Source organism: Bradyrhizobium sp. ORS 375 (genome assembly GCF_000239775.1).
GTDB lineage: Bacteria > Pseudomonadota > Alphaproteobacteria > Rhizobiales > Xanthobacteraceae > Bradyrhizobium.
In genome coordinates this window covers 16277-39706 of the sequence record NZ_CAFI01000494.1, presented here as the reverse complement: position 1 = coordinate 39706, position 23430 = coordinate 16277, and the positions used below count along the sequence as shown (strand labels likewise).

The following is a 23430-nucleotide window of genomic DNA, read 5'->3' as shown; positions in this document are numbered from 1 at the left end:
CAGTATGGGAGGCAAGCATGAACCCGTTCGATGATCCGAAGGCAAGCTTCTGCGTGTTGGTCAATGCTCAGGGACAGCATTCATTGTGGCCGAGACATATCAAAGTCCCCGCGGGTTGGGAGATGGTCGGGCCCCAAGGGGACCGCGAAGAGTGTTTGCGCTGGATCGATGCGAATTGGACCGACGTCGGTGCTGCGTGAGTCGGCCGATTGCGTCGTGCCGCACGAATCACGGCGCGCGGCCGGCGCTCATTTAATTTGATCGGGTGGTCTGGCTCGACGTCCTAAACTGCGGATTCGTCTCCATGTTCAAGGCGTTCAATGAAACCGAAATGCGCAATGCGTGGGGCTCTGTCCTTGCGTGCTTTGGCGTCGCCTTATTCGTTCGAGGTTTCACCTCCTACGGTCAGGCTGTGTTTCTGAATCAGTTGCAGGTCTCGCGCCATTGGTCCCCCAGTCTGATCGGTGGCGCGACGACGCTTTCGTTTCTTTGCGCCGCCCTCCTTCTGCCCTGGGTTTCGGGAGCTGTGCGCCGCTTCGGTTCACGGGTGGTGTTGACGAGCGGCGTCGGTCTGGTCGGACTCGGTTCGGTCGCGATCAGCCGCTCGGGTGAACCTTGGCACCTCTATATGGCCTCCATCGTCGTAGGAGTGGGGTCAGCGGCTGCCAGCGCAACTGCGATTTCGATTGCGCTGGCGGAGCGATTCACCCGGCAGCGCGGATTTGCGCTCAGCCTTGCGCTCAGCGGAATAAGTGTCGGGGGATTCACCGTTGCGCCTGGGTTACTGCTGCTCGCCCAGCTTCAGGGCTTCGAGCAAGCGGTTTTGCAGACTGTCGCCGGGCTCGTTTTGGTCTTGTTGCCTTTGACATGGTGGGGACTGAAGTGGGCGGTTCCAGCACAGCAAGCAGCCGCTGTTGCGCCTGTCAGCGGCTCGAGGCTCTTGCTCGACACCAGGTTCTGGTCGATCGCTGCGCCGTTCTCTCTGGTCTTGGCGGCTCAGGTTGGCGTACTGGTCTACCAAGTCGACTATCTCGTCCCTCTCGTCGGAACGGAACGGGCCTCTGCCTCAGTAGCCTGTGTCGCAGTGGCAGCATTGCTCGGGCGCATCTTTCTCGGCGCGAACATCGATCGGTTACCTCCACGCAGGGCAAGCGCTGTCATCTTTGCGTTTCAATCTGCATCGACTGCGATGCTGATCTGGTTTCCTAGCTACCCGATCATGCTTTACGTCGCGAGCTGCCTCCTTGGGATTGCCGCCGGTAATGTGATGACTTTGCCGACTCTCATCCTGCAGCGTGAGTTTCCTGCGGCCTCATTCGGCAAAGCGCTGGGCCTCCTGATGTCAGCAGCGCAATTCGCATCGGCTTTGATGCCGGGAATGCTAGGTGCGCTGCACGATTTCAGTGCATCATACGGTCCGGTATTTGCAACATGTTCGAGTCTGCCGCTACTAGCGATCGTAATGGTGGTTTACGCGCCGGCCCCTTCGAGGGGAGAGCAACAACTTAGCACGAGTTGACGCCACGCGAGATCTGGCTCGGAAGACTATGCTCTACCAAAGCGGAGCCGGAGTCGTCGCGGCCCGCGTACCGTACCTTCGGACCAGAGAACAGCTTCGCCCGGGACCAGGGAGAAATTCGGGATACGCTTGAGCCATTCTTCGAGAGCAATGGCAATTTCCATGCGTGCAAGATGGGATCCAATACATCGGTGGATGCCGAGACCAAATGCGACGTGCCGATTTTCCGTTCGGTCGATTATGACTTTGTCGGCATCGGGAAACACTGACGGGTCACGGTTTGCGGCTGGAAAGGACAACAGAACCATGTTGCCCGGTTTCATGGGGCAACCGGCGACAATCGTCTCCTTGACCACTTCCCTTGCCATTGTGACCGGTGCATACGCGCGCAGGAATTCCTCGACCGCACTGCTCATCAGCTGGGGCTCGGCAACCAATCGCTCACGATCCGACGGCGTTTGCGCGAGATGCCACAAAGCGGCTCCGATTGCGCTCCAGGTGGTATCGATGCCTGCAACAAGGATAAGCCGGAGTGTGCCCAGGATATGACTATCATTGAGGAGGGAGCCATCCTCTCCAGTCGTGGTCATGAGGGTTGAGATCAGATCGTCGGATTTACGCAGACGCCGCTCTTCAATCTGTCCCGAAAAGTAGTCGTTCATTTCGAAGAACGCGCGCATCAATGAGGCGCGGTCAGTGATGCCGAGGACGAGGAATTCGTGAATCCACTTGATGAATAGCTCGCCATCCTCCTCGGGAATGCCCATCATATGGGCGATCGTGCGGACGGAGACATACTTGGAGAACTGGATGGCGGCGTCGCATTCGCCCTTCGCGATGAAGCCATCGATCAATTCGTTGCATATGTTGCGAACGCGAGGCTCGAGAGCCTTGACGGCTGCGGGCGCGAAAGGTGCAAGAAGCGGTTGTTTCGCAGCCTTGTGTTCGGGAGGATCGGTGGTGATAGGCGGCGCGGGATGTTTGATTTCTGGACGTTCATCTTGAACCAGAATTCGGCGCGATGAGAAATGGTCCGTATCATATGCGATCTCGCGAACGGCTTCATAGGTTGTCGGCATATAGCAACCAAGAAACCGATCGGTGTGAACGATGGGAGCTGCAGCGCGCATGAGAGCCCAGATCGGATAAGGGTCTTTGGTCCAAGCGTAATCCGTATGATCGAAGTCATTGATCCAATCGGTCACGGGAGGATGGTGGGGCGAACGATCAGACGTTCCGGACATTCTGCGCATTCCTTGTAGTTTGAGACCAAACCATGTTGGTGAAGTAGGAGTTCGGGCGGAGTTACGTCGGGATGATCAGGATGGCACCCTCGGGACAGTTGAGCTGGGCTAGCCGAGCTTTGGCCTCAAGCTCTGGAGGAACGATGCCGTCGCCAATTTCATGAGCGTTGCCGAATTGGTCTAGCTCGAACAGCATGCTCGCCAAAGAGTTGCATCGTGCGTGGCCCTGACATTTTGCATGGTCAATTCTGACCCGGAGGCGGCCCGACGCTGATGTTGGATTGATCATAATTTTCTCGCCTGATTCATGAGAATTCAATATATTTGACGAGCACGAAGGACTGATCAAAGATCTCTCATCTCCGAACGCAATTGCTGTGGAAAATGGCGCACGAAATCGGTTTCGGAGTACGAAGAGATGGACGCTTGAACATGGTATGTTCTTGGGTCACGTGGGAGATCCTTGGGGCGCATTCTCATCCGGCTTCGCCACGCGACGAGATCCCCGGTTGTCGGATGTGTTAAACAGTCCCGCCAAGCTATCCTAAGTAGAAAAAGGCTCGTATGGAACCGTTGAACAATACGCAGATCGAGGCCGAGCTGAAATTGCTATCTCAGAAGCAGGTCATCCTGGTTGCGTTGATGGGCTTGCTGGTCGGCGTTCTAGAGCGCGAGGGATCCCGAGATTTGCTCTCCAAGTTTTTGTCAGAGGCAGACCGTCTGGAGCCCTTTATTCCGACTGTTCCAAGGAACGAGTGGGAGATGATCTTGAAGCTTGTGAAGTCTTTTGCAGATCAGGTTGAGGTCGGCCCTAACGGAGCTACAAAGTAAGTTGGCTGTGGAGGAGGCGGAATGAGTGGAGTGTTGCGTGAGGCGCAGATATGATTTCATGCTCGAACGTTGTTGCCGGTGGATAGCGCATGATTGATTGATGCCTGCATCTGCTATGCTGGCGAGGAGCATGTGAAGGGCGTCATACGACTGATTCTGTTTGATGCAGAGCAGTTTTAGTCGGAACGATTCGACCAGCCACATGGATCTGTTGAGTTTGACGGGCCTGTTCGCGAACGATGCACCGAATTGGCCTTCGGTCGACCGAAACTTAGGTTAGCTGCGGTCGCGCCGGGGGCATCGGCCGTGGGGCACGCCGATAGGCGTCAGTTAGCCCAGGCATTCTTGGTCATCGAGTAGAGACTGCAAGTCAGGATCTGCACTGGGACTGGCTGGTGGAGCTTTGGGTCGGATGGCGGCAATCGGCGTCGCGCATCCCTTATTTTCCGTTTGGTCCAAGTTTCGCCGTGGCGCTCAACATCGAAATCGGATCGGAGCAGCGGGCGACGAAGACGTCCCAAGCCTTTTAAGAATTCCGATCGGGCGCTCGCGAAAGATGATGCGCCAAGTCTCGTTCGGGGCTTGCGGATCTCGGCGGCGCGTCAGGGCGGTTATGCTTTCATTGATTCAAGCTATTTAAGCTGCGGCGACTGGGTGTGCGCCCGCTTGCGTGATCGACAAACACTCCCCGGTCGATGCCAAATTTTGAGCAAGCTTTGGCATTATCGGTTCTTTATACGTCGCCCCTTCTTGTTGAGATCCACTGCCGGCGGCGTCGGCTTCAACAGGTCTGCCGGCTCGACGCCGAGGCCCGCCGCGAGTGCGGCGAGCACGTCGATCGAAGCGGCATTGCGGCTTCTCTCGACCATGCTGATATAGGTCCGATCGATGTCGGCGCGGTGGGCGAGCTCCTCCTGCGAAATGCCTTTGGTTCGGCGCAGGCGCTTCAAGTTGGCGGCCAGGACGTCTCGGATGTTCATCTCCAAGACAGCACAGGCTTGTCGAGTATTTCACCACGGAGTATTTTCTACAAATCGGCACCAAGCGATTGATTGCGTTGACTAATGGTGCTCGATCCCCATCGGATGTAGAGCTGCTCCTTCTGCTGCCGGCCAAGAATGAGAGTTGTGTTTGCCTTTGTGGGTTTCTGACCGATGTCCTTTCCCCCGCTCGATCCCGATGTCGCTGACGTGGCTCCGTCCGATCCCGTCCTGACGCGCTATGATGAGGAACACCTCGTCACTTATCTCCGCCTGCTCGACGCGGAGAAGGCCGGCGCGGATTGGGAAGAGGTCGCCCAGATCGTTCTGCACATTGATCCGGTCTGCGAACCCGAACGTGCGCGCCGCGCGTTCGACAGCCATCTGGCGCGTGCAAAGTGGCTCTCGGAGGAAGGCTACAAAGGCTTCCTACGTAGTCCTCCAGAGACCTGAAGTTGTGCAACCAGGGCGGAACTCGATTGCCTCAAGCAATCGTGTAGTTGGTTGTGGCCGCAGTCCGCATCCATGTACCTGCGCGAGTCGAGAATCTCTTCAACAATCTTAAATGGCGCCATCATTGGCCTATTGCGTTGCAGTCCTAACCTGATGAGGACAGCACGATGTCGGAATTCGATTGGCGCGCACCCAAGGCCTACGCGAACATTCATCGCGCGGACCGCCCAGGCTTTGCTTGGGAGAGTGTTCGCCGATCACCGAACTATTGTACGCAATTCTCGGCGATCGCGCATCCTGATCGCAGTGCGCCTGCCAGCTTCCGGAAGCATTGGGGGTTGATATTTCGCAGCTGATCCCGCGCTGCCTTTCGATGCCCAGCCTGTGTTCTGGGCGCCTGAGGAGTTGTCGACTGTTCTGGCGCTCGTCGAGATCGGCAAGCATATGCCGGTCGTCGCGCCGATCGTAAAGCTGCCGTCGTTCGCGCCGGATCAACTGCGCCGAGCGACAGACGGCTGGCATGTCGTCGCTCGAATCGGCGCAAGCCAGCACCGCGTGTGGCTTCGCAGGAAGCCGTTGAGCGCGGTGTCCTACGCGGCGCTGCTGCCGTATGACCGCGACTTCAAGATGCGCAACGAGGCTGCCGACCGTCTCTGGCGTGCCCTGCGTGCGCAGCCGCTTGGACCCGCCTCTGACGGCTTGACGGAGCAACGACGCACGCGCCTGGTGCTGATCTTGCGCGCGCTCGACGGTTGGCAGCAGGGTCATAGTCATCGAACTATTGCAGAAGTGTTGTTCGGCGCAGCGCGCATTCCCGCGCGCGCTTGGAAAACGAGCGAAGTGCGCAGCCAAACCCGACGTTTGGTTGAGGACGGCCTGTCCTTGATCCGCGGGGGATATCGGCAACTCCTGCGGCCGCCGCGCAAAGACGAATAGATTCTCGCATTCGAGGGGAGGTGGCCGGAAACGGCCACCTCGATCTGCGGCCTCCCCCTTCACTGGCCTACGCCTCCATGCTGGCCGGCAACGCGCTGCACTACGAGGAAGCGCGCAGGTCTGTCCTGGAGGTTGCCAGATGTCCGATTCTTTGGCCGGTCTTCCGCCTCGCTTTCTTCGTACACCCGAGGCTGCGCGTTATCTCGGCCTGTCCGGCCGCACGCTCGAGAAGCACCGGACCTACGGCACTGGCCCGACCTATCGCAAGATCGGCGGCCGCGTGGTCTATTCGCTCGACGACCTCAAAGCGTGGGTCGACCGCGGCACGAAAACGTCGACCGCCGATCCAGGGCAGGGGACGGTTTTGCCGGCCAAGCGGCATTCCGGTCTGGTTCCCTATGCAGGCAAAGAGCGCCGCGCGCAGCGGGCTTTGCGCGCGTGAGCATGCGTCATTTGCGCAAATCCGAGCGCGCCCAGCTCGATCTGTTCCGTGCGCTGCCTGGCGATCTTGCGCCACGCGATGCGCAGGATCTGATGGCCTATCCGTTCTTCTCGCTCGCCAAAACCAAGCGTGTGGTGCCGATCGACTTCCGCGCCGGGACCGTCGCGATCCGTGTCGAGGCTGTTCCCGAGCATGGCATGGCGACGATCTGGGATGCGGATGTTCTGATCTGGGCAGCGTCGCAGATCGTCGAAGCGCGTGACGCCGGACTGAAGACGTCGCGCCTGATGGCGGCCACGCCGTATGAGATCCTGACGTTCGTTGGGCGTGGCACGGGCGTGCGCGATTACGACCGTCTGAAAGCAGGTCTCGACCGTCTGCAATCGACCACCGTGCTGACCTCGATCCGCCAGCCGACAGAGCGGCGGCGGCACCGGTTCTCCTGGATCAACGAGTGGAAGGAGACCGCGGATGCGCATGGCAAGCCCTCCGGACTGCAGCTGATCCTGCCGGATTGGTTCTATTCGGGCGTCATCGATGATGCGCTCGTGCTGACGATCGACCGCGATTATTTCGCGCTGACGGGCGGATTGGAGCGCTGGCTTTATCGTCTCGTGCGCAAGCATGGCGGTCATCAGGACGGCGGCTGGAGCTTCGATCTCGGCTATCTCCACGCCAAGTCCGGCAGCCTCTCACCGCTCAAACATTTTGCCTACGACCTGCGCGAAATCGTCCGCCGTCAGACATTGCCGGGCTACGAGCTCGTACTCACCCGCGATCCGAACGGAACCGAGCGGCTGAATTTCACGGCCGCAGTCACGGACCCTGTCGCTCGGCGCTTTGCCAGGCATTCCTCATCCAGCGCTGTAGGGGACAAGCTGTGAATTGTCTCGTGCTATCGGGGACCGGAAGGCTCGTGCCATCGGGGACCGGATCCTCGTGCTATCGGGGACCGAAATCGGTCTTAACCCGCTCTGTCAGTTCAGCTTTTCGGTCCCTTAACTTACCTAACTGCAAAATCCTTCGGATTTTGTCTAACGGGCACCGTCAGCGCCGCACCGTTGGACGCCCGCCGCCTTTGCGTGGGCGATCCTCAAGGGTGCTCGAGCAGCCTTCTGTGCGCTCGTGCCGGGCCCTCCAGCGCCTCCCAATCCTGTCCAAACGAGAGATGATCAGATGAGCGAGCTGACGCGCGTCCAGCTGCTATGGCTGCAGGGTAGAATCGAGAACCGCATCCGCTTCGGTCGAACCGTGCAAGAGTTGCGGCTCGATCACTTCCGTCTCGTCGTCTCATTCACGCCCGGCAGCGTGTTTGCGTTCGTCCGCTGGTCGTCGAATGACTACGGCACGGTGCTGTCGCGGATCGACATTCTGCAGGCTGTCTACCCTGGGGAATCCTGCGCCACCGTGCCCTTCGTCGGCCCTGGGGCAGCTATTCTGCTGCAAGTGTTTGGCTGGCCGAAGGTCGAACGCGTGCTGCAGCACATCGATGCGATCGAGGCGCTCGGCATCGACCCAGCGGATGTCGCACCGGATCATTGGCGGCACGTTCAGAACCGCTTCACGGCCAACGAGCCGCCGCGGCCATACACGCTGCTGCGACACCGGGCCTGGCTGCATCGCCGGAGCATCATGCCATGAGACGGCGCTCGTCCCTCGTCGTGGCGACGCTCTTCGGTGTCGCGCTTTTGCTCGGACCGAGCGCGCTCGATCCGCGGCCGCGCTTCGTCTGGAATGCCTCGGAAAGCTTGCCTATCGGGCTCTATGCCGTGCATCCGATCAGAGACTGGTACGTCACCGAGCTGGTGGTCGTGAGGCCTCAAGCGCAGCTGGCGTCGTTCCTCGCCGCCGGCGGCTACTTGCCGGTCGGCCTGCCGATGCTCAAGCGGATCCTTGCCCTTCCCGGCCAAACCGTCTGTCGCCGCGAACTCCTGATCATCGTGGATGGCGTAGAAGTTGGCGCCGCGCGATCGAACGATCACCGTGGTCGTCCGCTGCCGGATTGGCAGGGATGTCGCGCCGTCGGCGACGAGCAGATTTTCCTCATGAACTGGCAGTCGGACAGCTCGTTGGACGGCCGATATTTTGGTTTGACGGCGATGTCGGATGTCATCGGACGCGCCGCTCCCTTGTGGACCAGGGAGCCGTCATGATGCGCTCGATCTGCAGCCGACTTGCAATGAAACCGTCTGACCGGCAGCAGAACCGCGGCGGCTTTCGGGCTCTTAGCAGTGCTGCTAGTACCAGTGTTAGCACTAGTGCCAACGCCTGCTCCAGCCTCGCGTCGGGCGCGTCGGATAGCAGCGAATGTCGGTTCGCGGTCGAATGCAGGGTCGGGCAATCCAACCCTCGAGGCGCGGATGCCTTGCACTCCGGGCATTTGTCTTGCGCCGAATTGGACGACGAAACGGCTAGTCGGCCGAACGATCGTATTCGTATGGTCGGCGCCTATTGTTCTCGTGTGGATGACGCTGGATCGCATGTCGAACGATGGAGGTTTGCTCACCTCCGGGCTCCATCGTTGCAGCGAATTCGGCCGATTGCGAAGACACTTAGTGGGCGATCTCTTGTCCACCAAGCGCTTGATGGCGACTCCCGCTGCGACATTTCTGATGCCGATCAGCTCGACTTCGTCGCTGCCGCCAACCTGCCGTCCTGTCGCGCACCGCGAGCGATGGCGGCCGCCCACGTTCTCGGCTTGTCTCGGGATCGCCGTTTCTTCTCTAGACCCGTCTGGAGTACGACGAGACGCCCGAACACGCGAACTGATAGGTCCGTAGAGAGCAAGCCGGAATCGGACGACGTTTCAGTGGCGGCGTAATCGGGCGGGTGCGAGGTGAGACAGTCGCGGCAACAAAGGCGCAGCATGGCGGGGAATCAAAATTGATTCGCCGAAGAGGACGTCCGCCGATGAAACTCTCAGCAGCACTCGACACCTCCAGCACCAAGACCGCAATCTGCGTCGTGAACAGCCGCGACGGCGCAGTCGTGTTCGAAGCCAGCGTGTTGACGGATCCTGCGATCATTTTCGAAGCGTTGGCACCGTACCTGCCACGGCTCGACAAGGTCGGCCATGAAGCGGGAAGTGTAGCGCCTTGGCTGCACCGTGAGCTCGTGTCTCTTGGCTTGCCCATGGTCCTGCTGGAAACGCGGCAGGCCGCGGCTGCCCTGGAAGCCCAGCGCAACAAGACTGACAAAAATGACGCGCGAGGATTGGCGCACCTGGTGCGTGCGGGTTGGTATCGACCGGTCCATGTCAAGAGTCAGGAGAGTCACAAAATACGGCTTCTGCTGGGACACCGGCGAACGCTGAAGCGCAAACTGCTCGACATAGAGAACGAGATCAGACAGTCGCTGAAGGTGTTCGGATTGATGGTCGGACCGCGGGTCCAGCGCGCGACATTTGTAGCGCGAGTGCACGAGTTGGTCGCTTGCGACCGGCTTATCGCCGGCGTGACAGACTGCATGTTGAGAGCGTGGGAAGCACTGTGGACCGAGTACAAAAAGCTGCATCATCTGCTGGTGCAGATGGTGGGCCGCGACGAGCTCTGCCGACGTTTTTGTGCCATTCCCGGCGTCGGCCCGGTGACGGCACTGACCTTCAAGGCGGCCATCGATGATCCGCATAGGTTCAGCAAGTCGAAGACCGTCGGCGCGCATTTCGGACTGACGTCCCGGCGCATCCAGACGGGCACATCTATCGACATCGAAGGGCACATTTCGAAGTGCGGCGACGGGGAGGTGCGTACCGTGCTCTACGAGGCGGCTAGCGCGATGCTGGTGCGATCCAAGCAATGGTGCGGCATCAAGGCGTGGGGTGTCCGGATCGCAGCGAAGCGAGGCCACAAACGCGCGGTGGTGGCCGTTGCACGCAAGCTGGCCGTGGTCATGCATCGCATGTGGATCGACGGATCCGTGTTCCGGTTCGCAACCGAAGATGAAAGTGCCGCTGAACCGACTTTTAACAACCCGACGGCGCTCGCCACCGCAATGTGAGAGCTCTGGCGAGCGCCGTCTGGCAGACAGCTCGACAACAGAAGAATGGCTGAGTTTCCGCTGATCGGCGGAAAGGCATTTGGTGGATCGAAGCGGATGTGGAGAGCACGCTATCTTGCCGGCGACGACAGTCCGATCGAGGCTGCGAGCGCGCGTGAGTGCCTGTGTTGCCCCGCGATCCTGACGACGACATGTGCGCCCGCATGGCGAGCGGGGCTGAGCACGGACTCCTGCATGGACCACCAGATGTCATCACCGCAAGATCACGACGAAAGCCGAACCATTGTCATGTTGTCGACCGCTCGGGTGCAGCCGTATAGTATGAAGCAGAGGAGACGGTCATGTCGAAGAAGAAGGCGGAGAGACGCCCGATTACTCCGGCAAGATAAAAGCGGCTCGCCGGTTGAACGCCAAGCCATTGACATGGCTTGTGTTCAACCGTGCCGGTCGGTCGGAGCGCGTGCCGCGCTCTGCACTTTTATTAGTGAAATCAATGGTGTTTTCGGCACTTTCGTTTTTCCGGCTGCCCCGGGGCGCCGCGCATGACCACGAGCGAGCGCGAGTTCCGCATCCGACCGGGGCGTATTCGTCAGGGGCGGAGCGCCAAGGCGAAGAGCTTCATCAATCGCGTGCTGCGGGCGGCGAACGCTGCGGGGCACGTGCCGCCGTCGTCAGTAGTGAATGGACGCCACGCGGTACGGGCTCATTCGACATTCGGGCGAGGCCGGGTCAGCTTCAGCCGCGAGCGGCTGTTCGCCCCGGCTCGGCGGGTTACGGTCAAGGCGCGCATCGCAAGACACACGGGCCGCGCGTTTCGGTCAGCTCCGCTGGCGACGCATCTCGCTTACCTGAAACGGGACGGGGTTACGCGCGATGGCGAGCCGGCGCGGATGTTCGATGCCGCTGGCGATCAGGCCGATGAGGCTGGGTTCGAGACGCGGGGCAAAGGTGACCGGCATCATTTCCGCTTCATTGTCTCGCCGGAGGACGCCGCCGACATGGTGGACCTCAGGGCCTTCACCCGCGATCTGATGCGGCAGATGGAGGCCGATCTCTCGACAGGGTTGGAGTGGATCGCTGTCGACCATTGGAACACGGATAATCCACACATCCATGTGCTCGTCCGCGGCGTCGACGAGACGGGCGCGGATCTCGTGATGTCCCGGGATTACATCAGCCGTGGCCTGCGCGCTCGCGCCGAGGAGCTGGTTTCGCTGGAGCTCGGCCCGAAGCCGGAGCACGAGATCCGGAGAGCGTTGGAGCAAGAGATATCGGCCGACCGTTGGACGCGGCTCGACCGCGAGATTCGGATGGCGGCTGACGAGGTCGGCGCCATCGATCTTCGTCAAGACGCACCCGGTCTTCCGGAGCGGCAGGTCGTCGGGCTGATGCGCGGGCGTCTGCAATATCTCGAACGCCTCGGGCTCGCGACTGCGGCCGGCCCGAACGAGTGGATGGTCGAGCTCGGGGCCGAGCGGAGGCTGCGTGAGCTAGGCACGCGCGGCGACATCATCAAGACCATGCATCGGGCGTTCGCTGCCCGCGGCGAAGAGCGGGCTATGCCGGATTTCGCTATCGATGATTCCCAGGCTGACTCGCCCATTGTTGGCCAGATGGTCGACCGCGGGCTGCATGACGAACTGACCGGCGAAGCCTATGCCGTGATCGATGGCGTCGATGGCCGGGCGCACCACGTCCGCTTCCGCGGGGTCGAAGCCTTTGCACAAGCGCCGCCGTTCGGCGGCATCGTTGAGGTTCGCTGCTTCGGCGGAAGCGACGAGGTCCGACCAACGCTGGTGTTGGCAACGCGGTCCGATCTCGGCCTCGCCGACCAGGTGAGGGCCGAGGGCGCGACTTGGCTCGACCATCGGCTGGTCGAGCGCGAGCCCATGCCGCTGGCCCCTGGCGGCTTTGGGGCCGAGACAAGGGACGCGCTCCGCGCCAGGGCCGAGTATCTCGTGGGCCAAGGACTGGCCCGGCGTGATGGCCAGCGGATCGTCGTCCAGCGGGATCTCTTGAAGACGCTGCGGCAGCGGGAGTTGGAGGCCGTCGGGGCCAGGATTTTGGCCGAGCTCAAGCTCCCGCATCTGCCGGTCGAGCTTGGCGCGCCGGTTGCCGGGACCTACCGTCAGCGGCTCGCGCTCGCCTCGGGACGCTTCGCGCTGATCGACAATGGTCTCGGATTCCACCTCGTGCCGTGGTCGCGCGAGATGGACCAGCGGCTCGGGAAGTCCGTCACGGGCCTCGCCAAGGCCGGCGGCATCGAATGGCAGCTCGGTCGCAAGCGCGACCTCGGTCTCTAGTTCAATCGGGAGAGCGTACATGCCGGCAACCAGGATCCTGTGGGGCCAAGTCCTTGCCGTCTCGTTGATCGTCCTGCTCGCGGTCTGGGGCGCGACTGAATGGACGGCGTGGCGGCTTGCATTTCAGGCTCGATTAGGACCGCCGTGGTTCACCCTTGCGGGATGGCCGGTCTATTGGCCGCCGGCGTTCTTCTGGTGGTGGTTCGTCTATGACGCTTACGCGCCGGCGGTGTTCACTGAGGGGGCGGCGATCGCGGCACTGGGGAGCCTGCTGGCCGTTGCTGCCGCCATCGGCATGTCGTTGTGGCGGGCGCGCGAGGCGAGGATCGTCGCGACCTACGGCTCTGCACGTTGGGCTGAGCCGGTGGAGGTCGAGAAGGCGGGGCTGCTCGGTGATGACGGTGTCGTGCTGGGACGGCTTGGGCCGCGCTATCTCCGTCACGACGGACCCGAACACGTGCTGTGCTTTGCGCCGACCCGCTCCGGCAAGGGTGTGGGTCTCGTGGTGCCCTCGCTTCTGACCTGGTCGGGATCAGCCATCGTCCATGACATCAAGGGCGAGAACTGGCAGCTGACGGCCGGCTTCCGCGCGCGGTACGGCCGGGTGCTGCTGTTCGATCCGACCAACCCAAGGGGTTCCGCCTACAATCCCTTGCTGGAAGTCAGGCGCGGCGCCTTCGAAGTGCGTGACGTGCAGAACGTCGCGGACGTGCTGGTGGATCCTGAAGGTTCGCTCGAGAAGCGCAACCATTGGGAAAAGACCAGCCACTCGCTGCTGGTTGGGGCCATCCTGCACGTGCTCTACGCGGAAGCAGACAAGACCTTGGCGGGGGTCGCCGCCTTCTTGTCCGATCCGAAGCGGTCGATCGAGACCACGCTCATGGCGATGATGGCAACGCCCCATCTCGGCGAGGCAGGACCACATCCCGTGATCGCATCGACCGCGCGCGAGCTCCTGAACAAATCCGAGAACGAGCGATCGGGCGTGCTGTCGACCGCGATGTCGTTCCTCGGGCTCTACCGCGATCCTGTGGTAGCAGAGGTCACCGGCCGTTGCGACTGGCGCATCGCTGACCTGATCGCGGCCGAGGAGCCGGCCACGCTGTACCTGGTCGTGCCGCCGTCCGACATCTCCCGCACCAAGCCGCTCATCCGGCTCGTGCTCAATCAGATCGGCCGTCGCCTGACCGAGGATCTGCAGGCGCGAGCGAGGCGGCATCGCGTGCTGATGATGCTGGACGAGTTTCCGGCGCTCGGACGGCTCGACTTCTTCGAATCTGCGCTCGCCTTCATGGCCGGCTATGGGATCAAGAGCTTTCTGATCGCGCAGTCGCTCAATCAGATCGAAAAGGCCTATGGGCCGAACAACGCGATCCTGGACAATTGCCATGTTCGGGTCAGCTTCGCGACCAACGATGAGCGGACCGCCAAGCGTGTCTCGGATGCGCTTGGCACAGCGACCGAAATGCGCGCCATGAAAAACTATGCCGGTCATCGGCTGGCGCCCTGGCTTGGCCACCTCATGGTCTCGCGCCAGGAAACCCCGCGGGCGCTGCTGACGCCGGGCGAGGTGATGCAGCTGCCGCCGACGGATGAGGTTGTCATGGTCGCGGGCGCGCCGCCGATCCGGGCCAAGAAGGTTCGCTACTTCGAGGACCCACGGCTTGTCTCGCGGATCATGCCGCCACCGGAGCTGGCGCGATCCGAGACTTTGCGGAGGGCAGACGATTGGTCAGCTCTGTTAACGATCGCGCCGGTGCTGGCCAAGTCGGAGGCGAGATTGCCGACGAGCGAGGATCAGGCCAATGGTGGTTTGCGCCGCGAGCCGGAGCTACCGGAGCACGTTGCGATTGCGAGTGAAGCGGTGCCAGCGGACCCAGCTGACGAGTTCTCGCTCGTGCTCGATGACGATGACCAACTGCATCTGCGGCCCGATGGGCGCGATCCGGCAATGGTGAGTGTCGCACGCCAGGCCGCGCTCGACCCTGGCGACGATCTCGGCCTGTGAGCTCCGTTCGATGCGCGATCGCATGAACGTCTACTTCCCGCCCGAGCTTCTGAAGCAGATTACAGAACTCGCCGATCGTAAGAAGCTGTCGCGGTCGGCGATCGTGGAAGCGGCCGTGCTTTCGTTCCTGTCGCCCGACGGAGCCGACCGGCGAGAGGCGGCCTTCACGCGCAGGCTCGACCGCCTGTCGCGGCAGATGCAGCGACTGGAGCGCGACGTCGGTATTCTTGCCGAGACGCTCGCGTTGTTCGTCCGTTTCTGGCTGACCGTGACGCCGCCTCTGCCGAATGAGGCGCAGTCCGCTGCGAATCTCAAGGGGCGTGAGCGCTTCGAGGGCTTCGTCGAAGCGCTCGGCCGGCGGTTGCAAAAGGGACAAAGCTTTTTGCGGGATATCCCGGAGGACTTCGTAAGAAGGCCCACGGGAGAGTCATCCAGCCAGCGAAAAGAAGGCGGCGAGTTCCAGCAGGGGAACTTTAGAACACCGGAAGAATGATGCCCGTAATTCAACGGCTACATCATTTAATAGTTATGCAAGCTGTTCGCATCAGGTTCGTTCCAGGTATCGGCACCGGCGCCGCAACCTTTTCCATACAGCTTTGGTGTGTGCATGCGGATCAGTCTGTCCGTTCGGATTTACGCGATTATCGGTCTGAGTTTTTGTGGTCTTCTCGGTCTGGCGCTGTTTCAGGCGCTAAATCTGTCGACCTCTCTCCGGCAGCAGAGGCAGAGCGAGCTTCAGCATCTCGTTCAGAACGCGCTGAGCATCGTCCGAGACGAGTACGATAAGGCAAATGGCGGCGGCACACCGATGGTCGATGCTCAGAAGCGCGCGGCCGAACGCCTCGCAAAGCTGAGATACGGCAGCGGCGACTATTTCTGGATCAATGATCTGGTACCGCGCATGATCATGCATCCGCTCAAGCCGGAGCTCAACGGCCAGGATCTCAGCGAGAACAAGGATCCGAGTGGTAAGCGTCTCTTTGTGGAATTTGCTGCCGTCGTAAAGGGGCAAGGCGCTGGTTTTGTTGATTATCAATGGCCGAAGCCGGGCAAGGATGCGCCGCAGCCCAAACTGTCATATGTCGCAGGTTTCGAGCCCTGGGGATGGGTCGTCGGAACGGGCGTCTATATCGACGATATGCAGGCTCAGGTCTGGCACAGTGCGAGCGAAGTGATTTGGGCAGCGCTTGGAGTCATTGTGATCGTCGGCTGCATTACGCTCTTGATTGCCCGTCGAACCTCAAAAGCGCTGGCGAGCATGACAGCAGCGCTCGACCGGCTTGCCAGCGGCGATTTTGACATTCAGCTGCCGGGTCTGGCGCGGAAGGACGAGCTCGGCGACATGGCGAGATCGATCGCGCAATTCAAGATCAAGTCGATGGAGAGGGCGAACGAAATTGCCCGTGAGGAGAGCGAGCGACTTCAGGCGATGGACCGTATGAAGGCAAATGCCTTGCGGGACATGGCTGAGACCGTCGAGCGTGAGACCAACAAAGCAGTCGGTGAAGTCGCTGGCGGAACGGAAGAGATGGCCGGCAACGCGTCTTCAATGACCGAGAGCGCACTCACGCTTGGTAAAAACAGCAGCAGTGTAGCTGCCGCAGCCGAGCAAGCTCTGGCAAATACGCAAACCGTTGCGCGTGCATCTGCACAGCTGGCAACGTCCATTTCGGAGATCGCAGCACAGGTGAAATCGTCGCGAGAGCTCACCGCTCGCGCTGTCTCAGCTTCGGCAGAGGCCCAGACCACCGTGGCAAAGCTATCGGAAGCTGCAAGCAAGGTCGGTGCGGTCACCAGTCTCATCAACGAGATCGCGGGCCAGACCAACCTTCTCGCTCTTAACGCAACCATTGAGGCCGCTCGAGCCGGGGAAGCCGGGCGGGGATTTGCCGTTGTGGCCTCCGAAGTCAAGTCGCTTGCCGAGCAAACGGCCCGTGCAACGAGTGAGATTGCCCAGCAGATCAGCGAAATCCAGAGCTCCACACAGGCTTCGGTGGCCTCGATTGGAGCGATTAGTGAGGTGATCCGCAACGTCGAAGCTGTCTCTTCGACGATCGCAAACGCTATTCAAGCGCAGGATGGCGTGACGCTGGAGATCTCGCGCACCGTCGAAGAGACGTCCCATGCCGCTCGGGAAGTCGCCACTCAAATTGCCTCAGTGTCCCGAGAGGCAAGTGAAACTGGCCGGCGCGCTTCTCAGATCAGAGATGGGTCGCTCGACATCGCCAAGAAGGTCGATCTCTTGCGGGAGACGCTGGTTCGCGTAATTCGGACGTCCACGGGCGACGTAGACAGGCGGCGTTCAATCCGCGCGGAGATTGGCCGGCCGGGCGTTATCACGACGGATGGCAAGATCATCAATGTGCTCGTGCGGGACCTATCGCTTGGTGGGGCCATGGTCGAGCAGGCAGATGCGCCATTTCCAGCAACTGATCGACAGCTTGAGCTCGCGATCGAGGGGATAGGCTCGCACCTGAAGGGAGCGATCGCGCGAACGAACGGTCAATCGGCAGTGATCCTCTGGAGGCATACCGGCGATCAAAAAGCGACAGTTGAGCACCTGATGTCTCGGTTGGCGGCTTGAAGTTCGTCGGGAGCGACTGCCCGTGAGGGTCTAGCACAGGTTTGCTTGTGGAGGCTGGCTTTCGCACCCTGTGTCTAGCTGGGCGGTCTTGGCCGCTTGCGGAAGGCGCTTGTCGGTGTGCGTGGCCTATTGGCCAGCCTACGCCAGGGTTTCTTTTCCTGCGCAAGAACGCGACATGCTGTGGCGTACGCGTGCGATGAACCGGGAAGCGATCTATCGACGGACCAAATGGGGTCCGAGCGATGAAGAAAAAGATCACTCTGCAGCTCTCCAGCGAGATTCTCGACCGTCTGAAGAGCGTGACGGACGAGCGATGTGTGAACCGCGCGATCCTGGTGGAGAGGGCGCTGGAGCGCTTCCTTCGTGAGCCGGCGGATGCCGAAGCGCCGCCAGACGATCGACTTGCTGGTTTGGAACAGCGGCTCGAAGGCATTCAGCGGGACCTGAAGCTGCTGAACGACACTGTTGGTCTTCATGCCCGCTATCACTTGGCTCTGACGTCGCTCGGGCGCGACGGGACGACCCAGGCCTCGGCGAAGCGTTTTGAAGAAGCTCCAGCCACCGAACGCGGTGAAGGGGAGGTTCGCGAGCGTGTAACGGAGGGCCGTTCTTCCGAGCAGGATGATCAGGCTTTGCCGTTCGGAGCTCCGACCCGTGGTGCGAGTCGCGCGCGGACCGCTGCGCCAATCACCGAGGTGTCGTGGGGCGTGCCGGCCGCCGGGGAGGGCGGCGAGGATCCCTTTCGCCTTGCGGAGGGATCGCTCCGCTGAGCGCCCTTACGTCGACACACCCGGTGACTCCGAGCCGGACTACATGTTTGGCCGAAACGGCGTTGCCGACAATGACCATAGCCGGGCCATAGCCGGCTGGGCTGTCGTGGCTCTAGTCTTCATGCCATTTGCGGCCGGTTACTTCCTCTCGTACCTGTTCCGGACAATTAATGGCGTGGTCTCCGTACGTCTCGCTGCCGATTTGGGCCTGAACGCCGCCGACCTTGGCCTGATTACGGCAGTCTACTTTCTGGTGCTCGCGGCCGCCCAGATCCCGGTCGGCGTGATGCTCGATCGCCACGGGCCGCGACGAGTTCAGAGCGCGCTGCTGCTGGTCGCTGCCTTCGGCGCAGCCGCGTTCGCGCGCTCGACCGGACCATTATCGCTGCTGATGTCACGCGCGGTCATTGGGCTCGGCGTCGCAGCTGCTCTCACCGCCGGCCTGAAGGCGATTGTTCTCTGGTTCCCACGCGAGCGCGTTGCGCTAGTGAACGGATACATGGTCATGCTCGGCGCGCTTGGGGCGGTTGCCGCCACGGTGCCGGCGGAAGCGGTGCTGGCCAAGACTGGATGGCGGGATCTGTTCGACATCTTGGCCGTGACCACGGCGGGTACGGCGATCCTGATCTTCTTCCTGGTCCCGGAGCGCGATGTTGACGGGTCATCCGCAGCAGCCGGCGGCGGTCTGCGAGAGATCCTGGCCGATCGACGTTTTTGGAAGATCGCGCCGCTGTCTGGCGCCTGCATTGGATCGGCCTGGTCGATGCAAGGTCTCTGGGCGCCCGCGTGGATGACGGACGTGGAGGGAATGACACGCACGGAGGTAGTGACGGCGCTCTGTGCGACGGCGATCGTGCTGAGTCTTGGGGCTTCGCTGCTCGGCATGCTCGCGAGTTGGACCCGTGGGAAGGGCATCAGGCCAGAGACATTGCTCGCCTTCGTGGCGATCCTGTTCATTCTGGCCCAACTGGGATTGGTCTTACGACTGCCGCTGCCGACGATCGGTCCCTGGCTGATGATCGCTATCGTAGGATCGGCCACCGTGCTGAGCTTTGCGATCATCTCGGACTATTTTCCAAAAGAGATGGCCGGTCGAGCCAATGGCGTTCTGAATGTCGTGCACTTCGGGTGGGGCTTTCTTGCGCAATACGGGACAGGCCTGCTGGTGGCCCTCTGGGGTCAACAGGATGGTCACTATCCGGCCGTCGCGTACCAAGTGGCATTCGGTGTGAACGTGGCACTGCAGACCGCATCGCTCTTCTGGTTCGCGATGCCAGGTAGAGGACATGCGACCACGCCGGCACTCGATAGAGTGGACTTCGCACTCGACAGCAATGCAACAGGTTCCATTTTCTCTCCCGGAGTTCCCATTTTGCTCGAGGAGCCGCTAGCGCAAGGCGAGTGGTGAGGCTGCCAAGAGCACCAGCAGCCCGGGTTACTACCGAGATAGATGTTAACTGTCATTTTATGGACGCGCAGCGATCAATTGCGAACGAGATTCAGTTGCTAAACCGCTGCAGATTGTAGGTTCCAAGTATGATTTCATCTTTGATGAACATGAAGACGTCGCGCAAGCTGGGCGCCGGCTTTCTTCTGACTATCGTGGTCTCGGTCATCGCCAGCTTCATCACATGGCAGGACCTGAGTACATTGGCGCAGAACAATGGTTGGACTGTCCACACCTACCAGGTGATCGATCAGACTAAGGCGTTGGTCTCCGCGATGGTCGATGCCGAGACCGGCGTGCGCGGCTTCCTGGTCGGCGGTACCGATAACTTCCTCGAGCCCTATAACAATTCCGACACGGCCTTCAAGAAGGCGCTTGCCGAGGTGAAGCAGCTAACGTCGGACAACCCGACCCAGCAGCGCCGCTTCGACGAGATCGCGAAGGCCGCCGCCGGCTGGCGTAAGGATGTGGCGGAGAAAGAGATCGCGCTGATGCGTGATCCGCAGACCGTGCAGGAGGCGCGCAACCTCGAAGCCTCCGGTGCAGGCAAGAAGTACATGGATGGCCTGCGCGCGCTGGTGAAGGAGGCCATCGACATGGAAGCTTCGCTGCTTCAGACGCGCGCGGAGGCCGCTGAAGCCGCGTTGGCCTCGTCGAAGACGGCGATCATGACGAGCGGCGTGCTGATGGCCCTGATCGCAATGATCTCGCTGCTGGTGCTGAATGCCGCTGTGACCCGCGGCATCACCAGCATGACCGCCGCGATGGGCCGCCTCGCCAATAACGATCTCAGCGTCACCATCCCCTATGCCGATCGCCGCGACGAAGTCGGCGAGATGGCCAAGGCCGTGCAGATCTTCAAGGACAATGCCATCCGCGTCCAGGCACTCGAAGCCGAGCAGAAGGAGCCCGAGCGTCGCCAGGCCGAGAACCGCCGCCGCGACATGATGGATCTCGCCGGCCGCTTCGAGCAGACCGTGGGTGACATCGTCAACGCCGTGTCGACCGCCTCGGGCCGGCTGGAAGGCTCCGCCAATACGCTGCGCCGCTCCGCCGAGCGGGCGCAGGAGCTGACGACCACTGTGGGCTCGGCCTCCGAGCTCGCCTCAAGCAACGTGCAGTCGGTCGCCTCCGCGACCGAGGAACTGTCCTCCTCGGTCACCGAGATCAGCCGCCAAGTCCAGGAATCCGCGCGCATGGCCAACGAGGCCGTCAACCAGGCGCGCCGGACCAACGACCAGGTGAGCGAACTGTCGAAGGCCGCCGCCCGGATCGGCGACGTCGTCGAGCTGATCAACACCATCGCCGGCCAGACCAACCTGCTGGCGCTCAACGCCACCATCGAGGCGGCGCGCGCCGGCGAAGCCGGCCGCGGCTTCGCGGTGGTCGCCACCGAGGTGAAGGCGCTGGCCGAGCAGACCTCCAAGGCGACCGGCGAGATCGGCCAACAGATCTCCGGCATCCAGAGTGCAACCCAGGAATCGGTCGGCGCCATCAAGGAGATTTCGGGGACCATCGAGCGGCTGTCGGAGATCGCCTCGACCATCGCCGCCGCGGTGGAAGAGCAGGGCGCCGCGACCCAGGAGATCTCGCGCAACGTCCAGCACGCCTCGCAGGGCACCAGGGACGTTTCCACCAACATCGTCGAAGTGCAGCGCGGTGCCAGCGAGACCGGCTCCGCCTCTTCGGAGGTCTTGACCGCGGCGCAGGCTCTGTCGTCCGACAGCAATCGTCTGAAGGCCGAGGTGGGACGGTTCTTGGACACTGTCCGCGCGGCATAGGCGAAACGTCGTAGATGGCAAGGCGCACCTTTGCCCTCACGGATCGTCCATGATTGCGAACGTCGGAAAGCGAAATCGCGCAAAATGGCCCGTTTGGGAGATCTATCAGGTGCGCGTTTCACGCTCGGCTAAGTATAGCTACGCAATCTTGCCATCTGTGCTCAGATGGCAATGAGATCTGCGGCATTTTCTTTGTCCTGCGTTTTAGATGGTGAATGGGCCATGCCAGACATAATACAGTTCCCCGGTTCAAAAAAAGCAGTAGCTTTGGTCCAGCAGTCACCTGTGCCCCATTTGAACGCAGTTGTCGCGGAACACCTATCCTCAGCAATTGTGAGGCAAGCCGACAGGCTGGAGCAGCAGCTATCTTCATGGCGCTGTCTGCTACAAAAGATTGAACGCGAATGTGACCCGAGCGAAGGCCTAGCTCCAAGCTCGTCAGACGAATTTGTACGAATAATCCGGCAGCAAATGGATTTGGCGGAGCAAGTCATTGCGGATATACGGCTGAATGTCTCGGCTGTGCGGAAGACATTGAGGTAAACCAGACTGCCCGTCATCCGTTGCAGAAGTTAAGAATGCACGTTCTGGGGCCTTCGGTCCGCGTACAACTCCGTCGAGCTCGCGTTTAGTTCGGGCCAAAGAGTCTGGCTCTGGTCTTCCTACCAGTTGCGAGCCTGCTCGGCTCTCTCGTACAGCCGGACCATCAAACGTGCGGAGCTTTTGGTCATCTCGGGCTATTTCCAGAGGAGATGGTCGGGCGAGCGAACGCCGTCCTGAGTGTTTTGTGATTTCCGGAGGGGGCGTGCACAATACGCGCAAGAATTGCTGGTGGCGCATTGGAGCCTAAAAGAAGACGGCACCATCCGCTGATGCTCATCAGGTGTTCGGCTTGAATGTTACCCTCGAGACTACCGCCCTCGCTCGGCTCTCAATCCGCACAAAGCCGGCGACCAAGGCAGTCGGACGATCGACTCAGGTGCGGCGGTCGTGAGGTGCGCCGCATCCTTTGTGACTTTCCAGCAGTGGCCTTCAAGCTCAGCGTCTACCCTTTTCTTCGCCAGAGCGCGCAGTTGGCGAGCGTGATCTTGCTCAGCGGAGCTGCTGCATTCTTTGATCATCCGGTTCGCGCGCCGCGCGTGCGCTTGGACGAATCGGAGATCAGGGGTGACGGGGATCGCTCAAACGCAGATTGCCTCGCGTGGCGCGCGCATGCTGAGAACAGCTCTGGGGCCGGCAGTCGAGCTCCTTCTCGACGATGCATCTGTGGTCGAGGTGATGCTCAATCCGGACGGCCGGCTCTGGGCTGATCGTCTGGCATCCGGTCTGGTTGACACGGGCGAGATGGTTTCCGCTGATGATGGCGAGCGGATCATTCGTCTCGTCGCCCACCATGTCGGGCTCGAGGTCCATGCGGGATCCCCGCGCGTCTCGGCAGAATTGCCGGGTACGGGCGAACGGTTCGAAGGTTTGCTTCCGCCCGTCGTCGCCGCGCCGACCTTCGCGATCCGCAAGCCGGCCATCGCGGTCTTCACGCTCGATCATTACGTCGCTGACGGCATCATGAGCCTGGTGCAGGCTGGTGGCTTGCGGAAAGCCGTGCTCGATCGCTGCAACATTCTGGTGGCCGGAGGCACGTCGACTGGCAAGACCACGCTGACCAATGCGCTGCTAGAGGTGGTCGCGGGGACATCAGACCGTGTCGTGCTGATCGAGGATACCCGTGAGCTGCAGTGCTTTGCGCCCAATCTGGTCGCGCTTCGGACCAAGGACGGCGTGGCGTCGCTTTCCGATCTTGTTCGTTCGTCTTTGCGCCTTCGGCCGGATCGTATTCCGATCGGCGAAGTACGCGGTCCTGAGGCGCTCGATCTCCTGAAGGCCTGGGGCACGGGGCATCCCGGCGGCATCGGTACGATTCACGCGGGCTCTGCGCTCGGCGCGCTCCGGCGGCTGGAGCAGTTGGTCCAGGAGGCCGTGGTGACCGTGCCGCGAGCCCTGATTGCCGAAACCATCGACGTGATCGCCGTACTGACCGGCCGCGGTCGCGCGCGCCGCCTGAGCGAGCTCGTGCGCGTGGAGGGGCTTTCTGAATCCGGAGACTACGTCCTCGCACACATGGGAGATCACTGGTGACGA

Annotated in this window: 22 protein-coding genes; 19 read left to right on the top strand and 3 right to left on the bottom strand. The window is 61.4% G+C overall.

Features of this window, described 5'->3' with window-relative positions:
* The first annotated feature begins 17 nt into the window (after window positions 1-17).
* Both BRAO375_RS36870 and BRAO375_RS34485 read left to right on the top strand, forming a co-directional pair.
* On the top strand, window positions 18-200 hold the full coding sequence (locus tag BRAO375_RS36870; RefSeq protein ID WP_083842596.1) for an MbtH family protein: 183 nt from the start codon (window positions 18-20) through the stop codon (window positions 198-200).
* Window positions 201-304: 104 nt separating this feature from the next.
* Window positions 305-1519: an MFS transporter gene (locus BRAO375_RS34485; protein ID WP_009032052.1), complete on the top strand. Its 1215-nt coding sequence runs from the start codon at window positions 305-307 to the stop codon at window positions 1517-1519.
* 26 nt (window positions 1520-1545) lie between these two features.
* On the opposite strand, the gene BRAO375_RS34480 is transcribed toward BRAO375_RS34485, so the two are convergent.
* Together BRAO375_RS34480 and BRAO375_RS34475 are read right to left on the bottom strand one after the other, a co-directional pair.
* A complete protein-coding gene (locus tag BRAO375_RS34480; protein WP_009032051.1) occupies window positions 1546-2763 on the bottom strand; it encodes a cytochrome P450 in 1218 nt (405 codons plus the stop codon).
* A 61-nt stretch (window positions 2764-2824) separates the two neighbouring features.
* A complete protein-coding gene (locus BRAO375_RS34475) occupies window positions 2825-3052 on the bottom strand; it encodes a ferredoxin (RefSeq protein WP_035643614.1) in 228 nt (75 codons plus the stop codon).
* A 275-nt stretch (window positions 3053-3327) separates the two neighbouring features.
* Here BRAO375_RS34475 and BRAO375_RS34470 point away from each other — a divergent pair, with 275 nt between their 5' ends.
* Window positions 3328-3594: a hypothetical protein gene (locus tag BRAO375_RS34470; protein WP_009032050.1), complete on the top strand. Its 267-nt coding sequence runs from the start codon at window positions 3328-3330 to the stop codon at window positions 3592-3594.
* A 722-nt stretch (window positions 3595-4316) separates the two neighbouring features.
* Here BRAO375_RS34470 and BRAO375_RS34465 read toward each other — a convergent pair.
* Window positions 4317-4574, bottom strand: a complete 258-nt coding sequence (locus BRAO375_RS34465; protein WP_009032048.1) for a helix-turn-helix domain-containing protein — start codon at window positions 4572-4574, stop codon at window positions 4317-4319.
* 174 nt (window positions 4575-4748) lie between these two features.
* Between BRAO375_RS34465 and BRAO375_RS34460 the strand changes: the two genes are divergently transcribed.
* The 16 genes from BRAO375_RS34460 (at window position 4749) to trbB (ending at window position 23427) form a co-directional block, all read left to right on the top strand.
* Window positions 4749-5027: a DNA -binding domain-containing protein gene (locus BRAO375_RS34460; protein ID WP_009032047.1), complete on the top strand. Its 279-nt coding sequence runs from the start codon at window positions 4749-4751 to the stop codon at window positions 5025-5027.
* Window positions 5028-5194: 167 nt separating this feature from the next.
* On the top strand, window positions 5195-5383 hold the full coding sequence (locus tag BRAO375_RS38810; RefSeq protein ID WP_083842595.1) for a transcriptional regulator domain-containing protein: 189 nt from the start codon (window positions 5195-5197) through the stop codon (window positions 5381-5383).
* 49 nt (window positions 5384-5432) lie between these two features.
* On the top strand, window positions 5433-5963 hold the full coding sequence (locus tag BRAO375_RS34455) for a DUF2285 domain-containing protein (RefSeq protein WP_244423430.1): 531 nt from the start codon (window positions 5433-5435) through the stop codon (window positions 5961-5963).
* A gap of 139 nt (window positions 5964-6102) precedes the next feature.
* Window positions 6103-6405, top strand: a complete 303-nt coding sequence (locus BRAO375_RS34450) for a helix-turn-helix transcriptional regulator (RefSeq protein ID WP_009032045.1) — start codon at window positions 6103-6105, stop codon at window positions 6403-6405.
* A 2-nt stretch (window positions 6406-6407) separates the two neighbouring features.
* Entirely contained in the window at window positions 6408-7289 is an 882-nt protein-coding gene (locus BRAO375_RS34445; protein ID WP_009032044.1) for a replication initiator protein A, read from the top strand.
* A gap of 292 nt (window positions 7290-7581) precedes the next feature.
* Entirely contained in the window at window positions 7582-8046 is a 465-nt protein-coding gene (locus tag BRAO375_RS34440; RefSeq protein ID WP_009032043.1) for a DUF2840 domain-containing protein, read from the top strand.
* Window positions 8043-8558: a S26 family signal peptidase gene (locus BRAO375_RS34435; RefSeq protein ID WP_009032042.1), complete on the top strand. Its 516-nt coding sequence runs from the start codon at window positions 8043-8045 to the stop codon at window positions 8556-8558. The genes BRAO375_RS34440 and BRAO375_RS34435 overlap by 4 nt, the downstream gene beginning before the upstream one ends.
* 757 nt (window positions 8559-9315) lie before the next feature.
* On the top strand, window positions 9316-10401 hold the full coding sequence (locus tag BRAO375_RS34430; RefSeq protein ID WP_009032040.1) for an IS110 family RNA-guided transposase: 1086 nt from the start codon (window positions 9316-9318) through the stop codon (window positions 10399-10401).
* Between the two features lie 542 nt (window positions 10402-10943).
* Window positions 10944-12704 carry a relaxase/mobilization nuclease domain-containing protein gene (locus BRAO375_RS34425; RefSeq protein ID WP_009032039.1) on the top strand — a complete coding sequence of 587 codons (1761 nt, stop codon included), beginning with the start codon at window positions 10944-10946 and terminating at the stop codon, window positions 12702-12704.
* Between the two features lie 19 nt (window positions 12705-12723).
* On the top strand, window positions 12724-14712 hold the full coding sequence (locus BRAO375_RS34420) for a conjugal transfer protein TraG (RefSeq protein ID WP_009032038.1): 1989 nt from the start codon (window positions 12724-12726) through the stop codon (window positions 14710-14712).
* A gap of 10 nt (window positions 14713-14722) precedes the next feature.
* Window positions 14723-15205 (top strand): ribbon-helix-helix domain-containing protein, encoded by a 483-nt coding sequence (locus tag BRAO375_RS34415; RefSeq protein ID WP_009032037.1) that lies wholly within the window; start codon window positions 14723-14725, stop codon window positions 15203-15205.
* 114 nt (window positions 15206-15319) lie between these two features.
* The gene (locus BRAO375_RS34410) at window positions 15320-17296 is read left to right on the top strand and encodes a cache domain-containing protein (protein WP_009032036.1); all 1977 of its coding nucleotides are present in this window, start codon (window positions 15320-15322) and stop codon (window positions 17294-17296) included.
* A 242-nt stretch (window positions 17297-17538) separates the two neighbouring features.
* Window positions 17539-18066 (top strand): ribbon-helix-helix domain-containing protein, encoded by a 528-nt coding sequence (locus tag BRAO375_RS34405; RefSeq protein WP_009032035.1) that lies wholly within the window; start codon window positions 17539-17541, stop codon window positions 18064-18066.
* A 43-nt stretch (window positions 18067-18109) separates the two neighbouring features.
* A complete protein-coding gene (locus BRAO375_RS34400; protein ID WP_052536189.1) occupies window positions 18110-19474 on the top strand; it encodes an MFS transporter in 1365 nt (454 codons plus the stop codon).
* Window positions 19475-19617: 143 nt separating this feature from the next.
* Window positions 19618-21294 carry a CHASE3 domain-containing protein gene (locus tag BRAO375_RS34395; protein ID WP_009032033.1) on the top strand — a complete coding sequence of 559 codons (1677 nt, stop codon included), beginning with the start codon at window positions 19618-19620 and terminating at the stop codon, window positions 21292-21294.
* Window positions 21295-22461: 1167 nt separating this feature from the next.
* A complete protein-coding gene (gene trbB / locus BRAO375_RS34390) occupies window positions 22462-23427 on the top strand; it encodes a P-type conjugative transfer ATPase TrbB (RefSeq protein WP_009032032.1) in 966 nt (321 codons plus the stop codon).
* Window positions 23428-23430 lie beyond the last annotated feature (3 nt).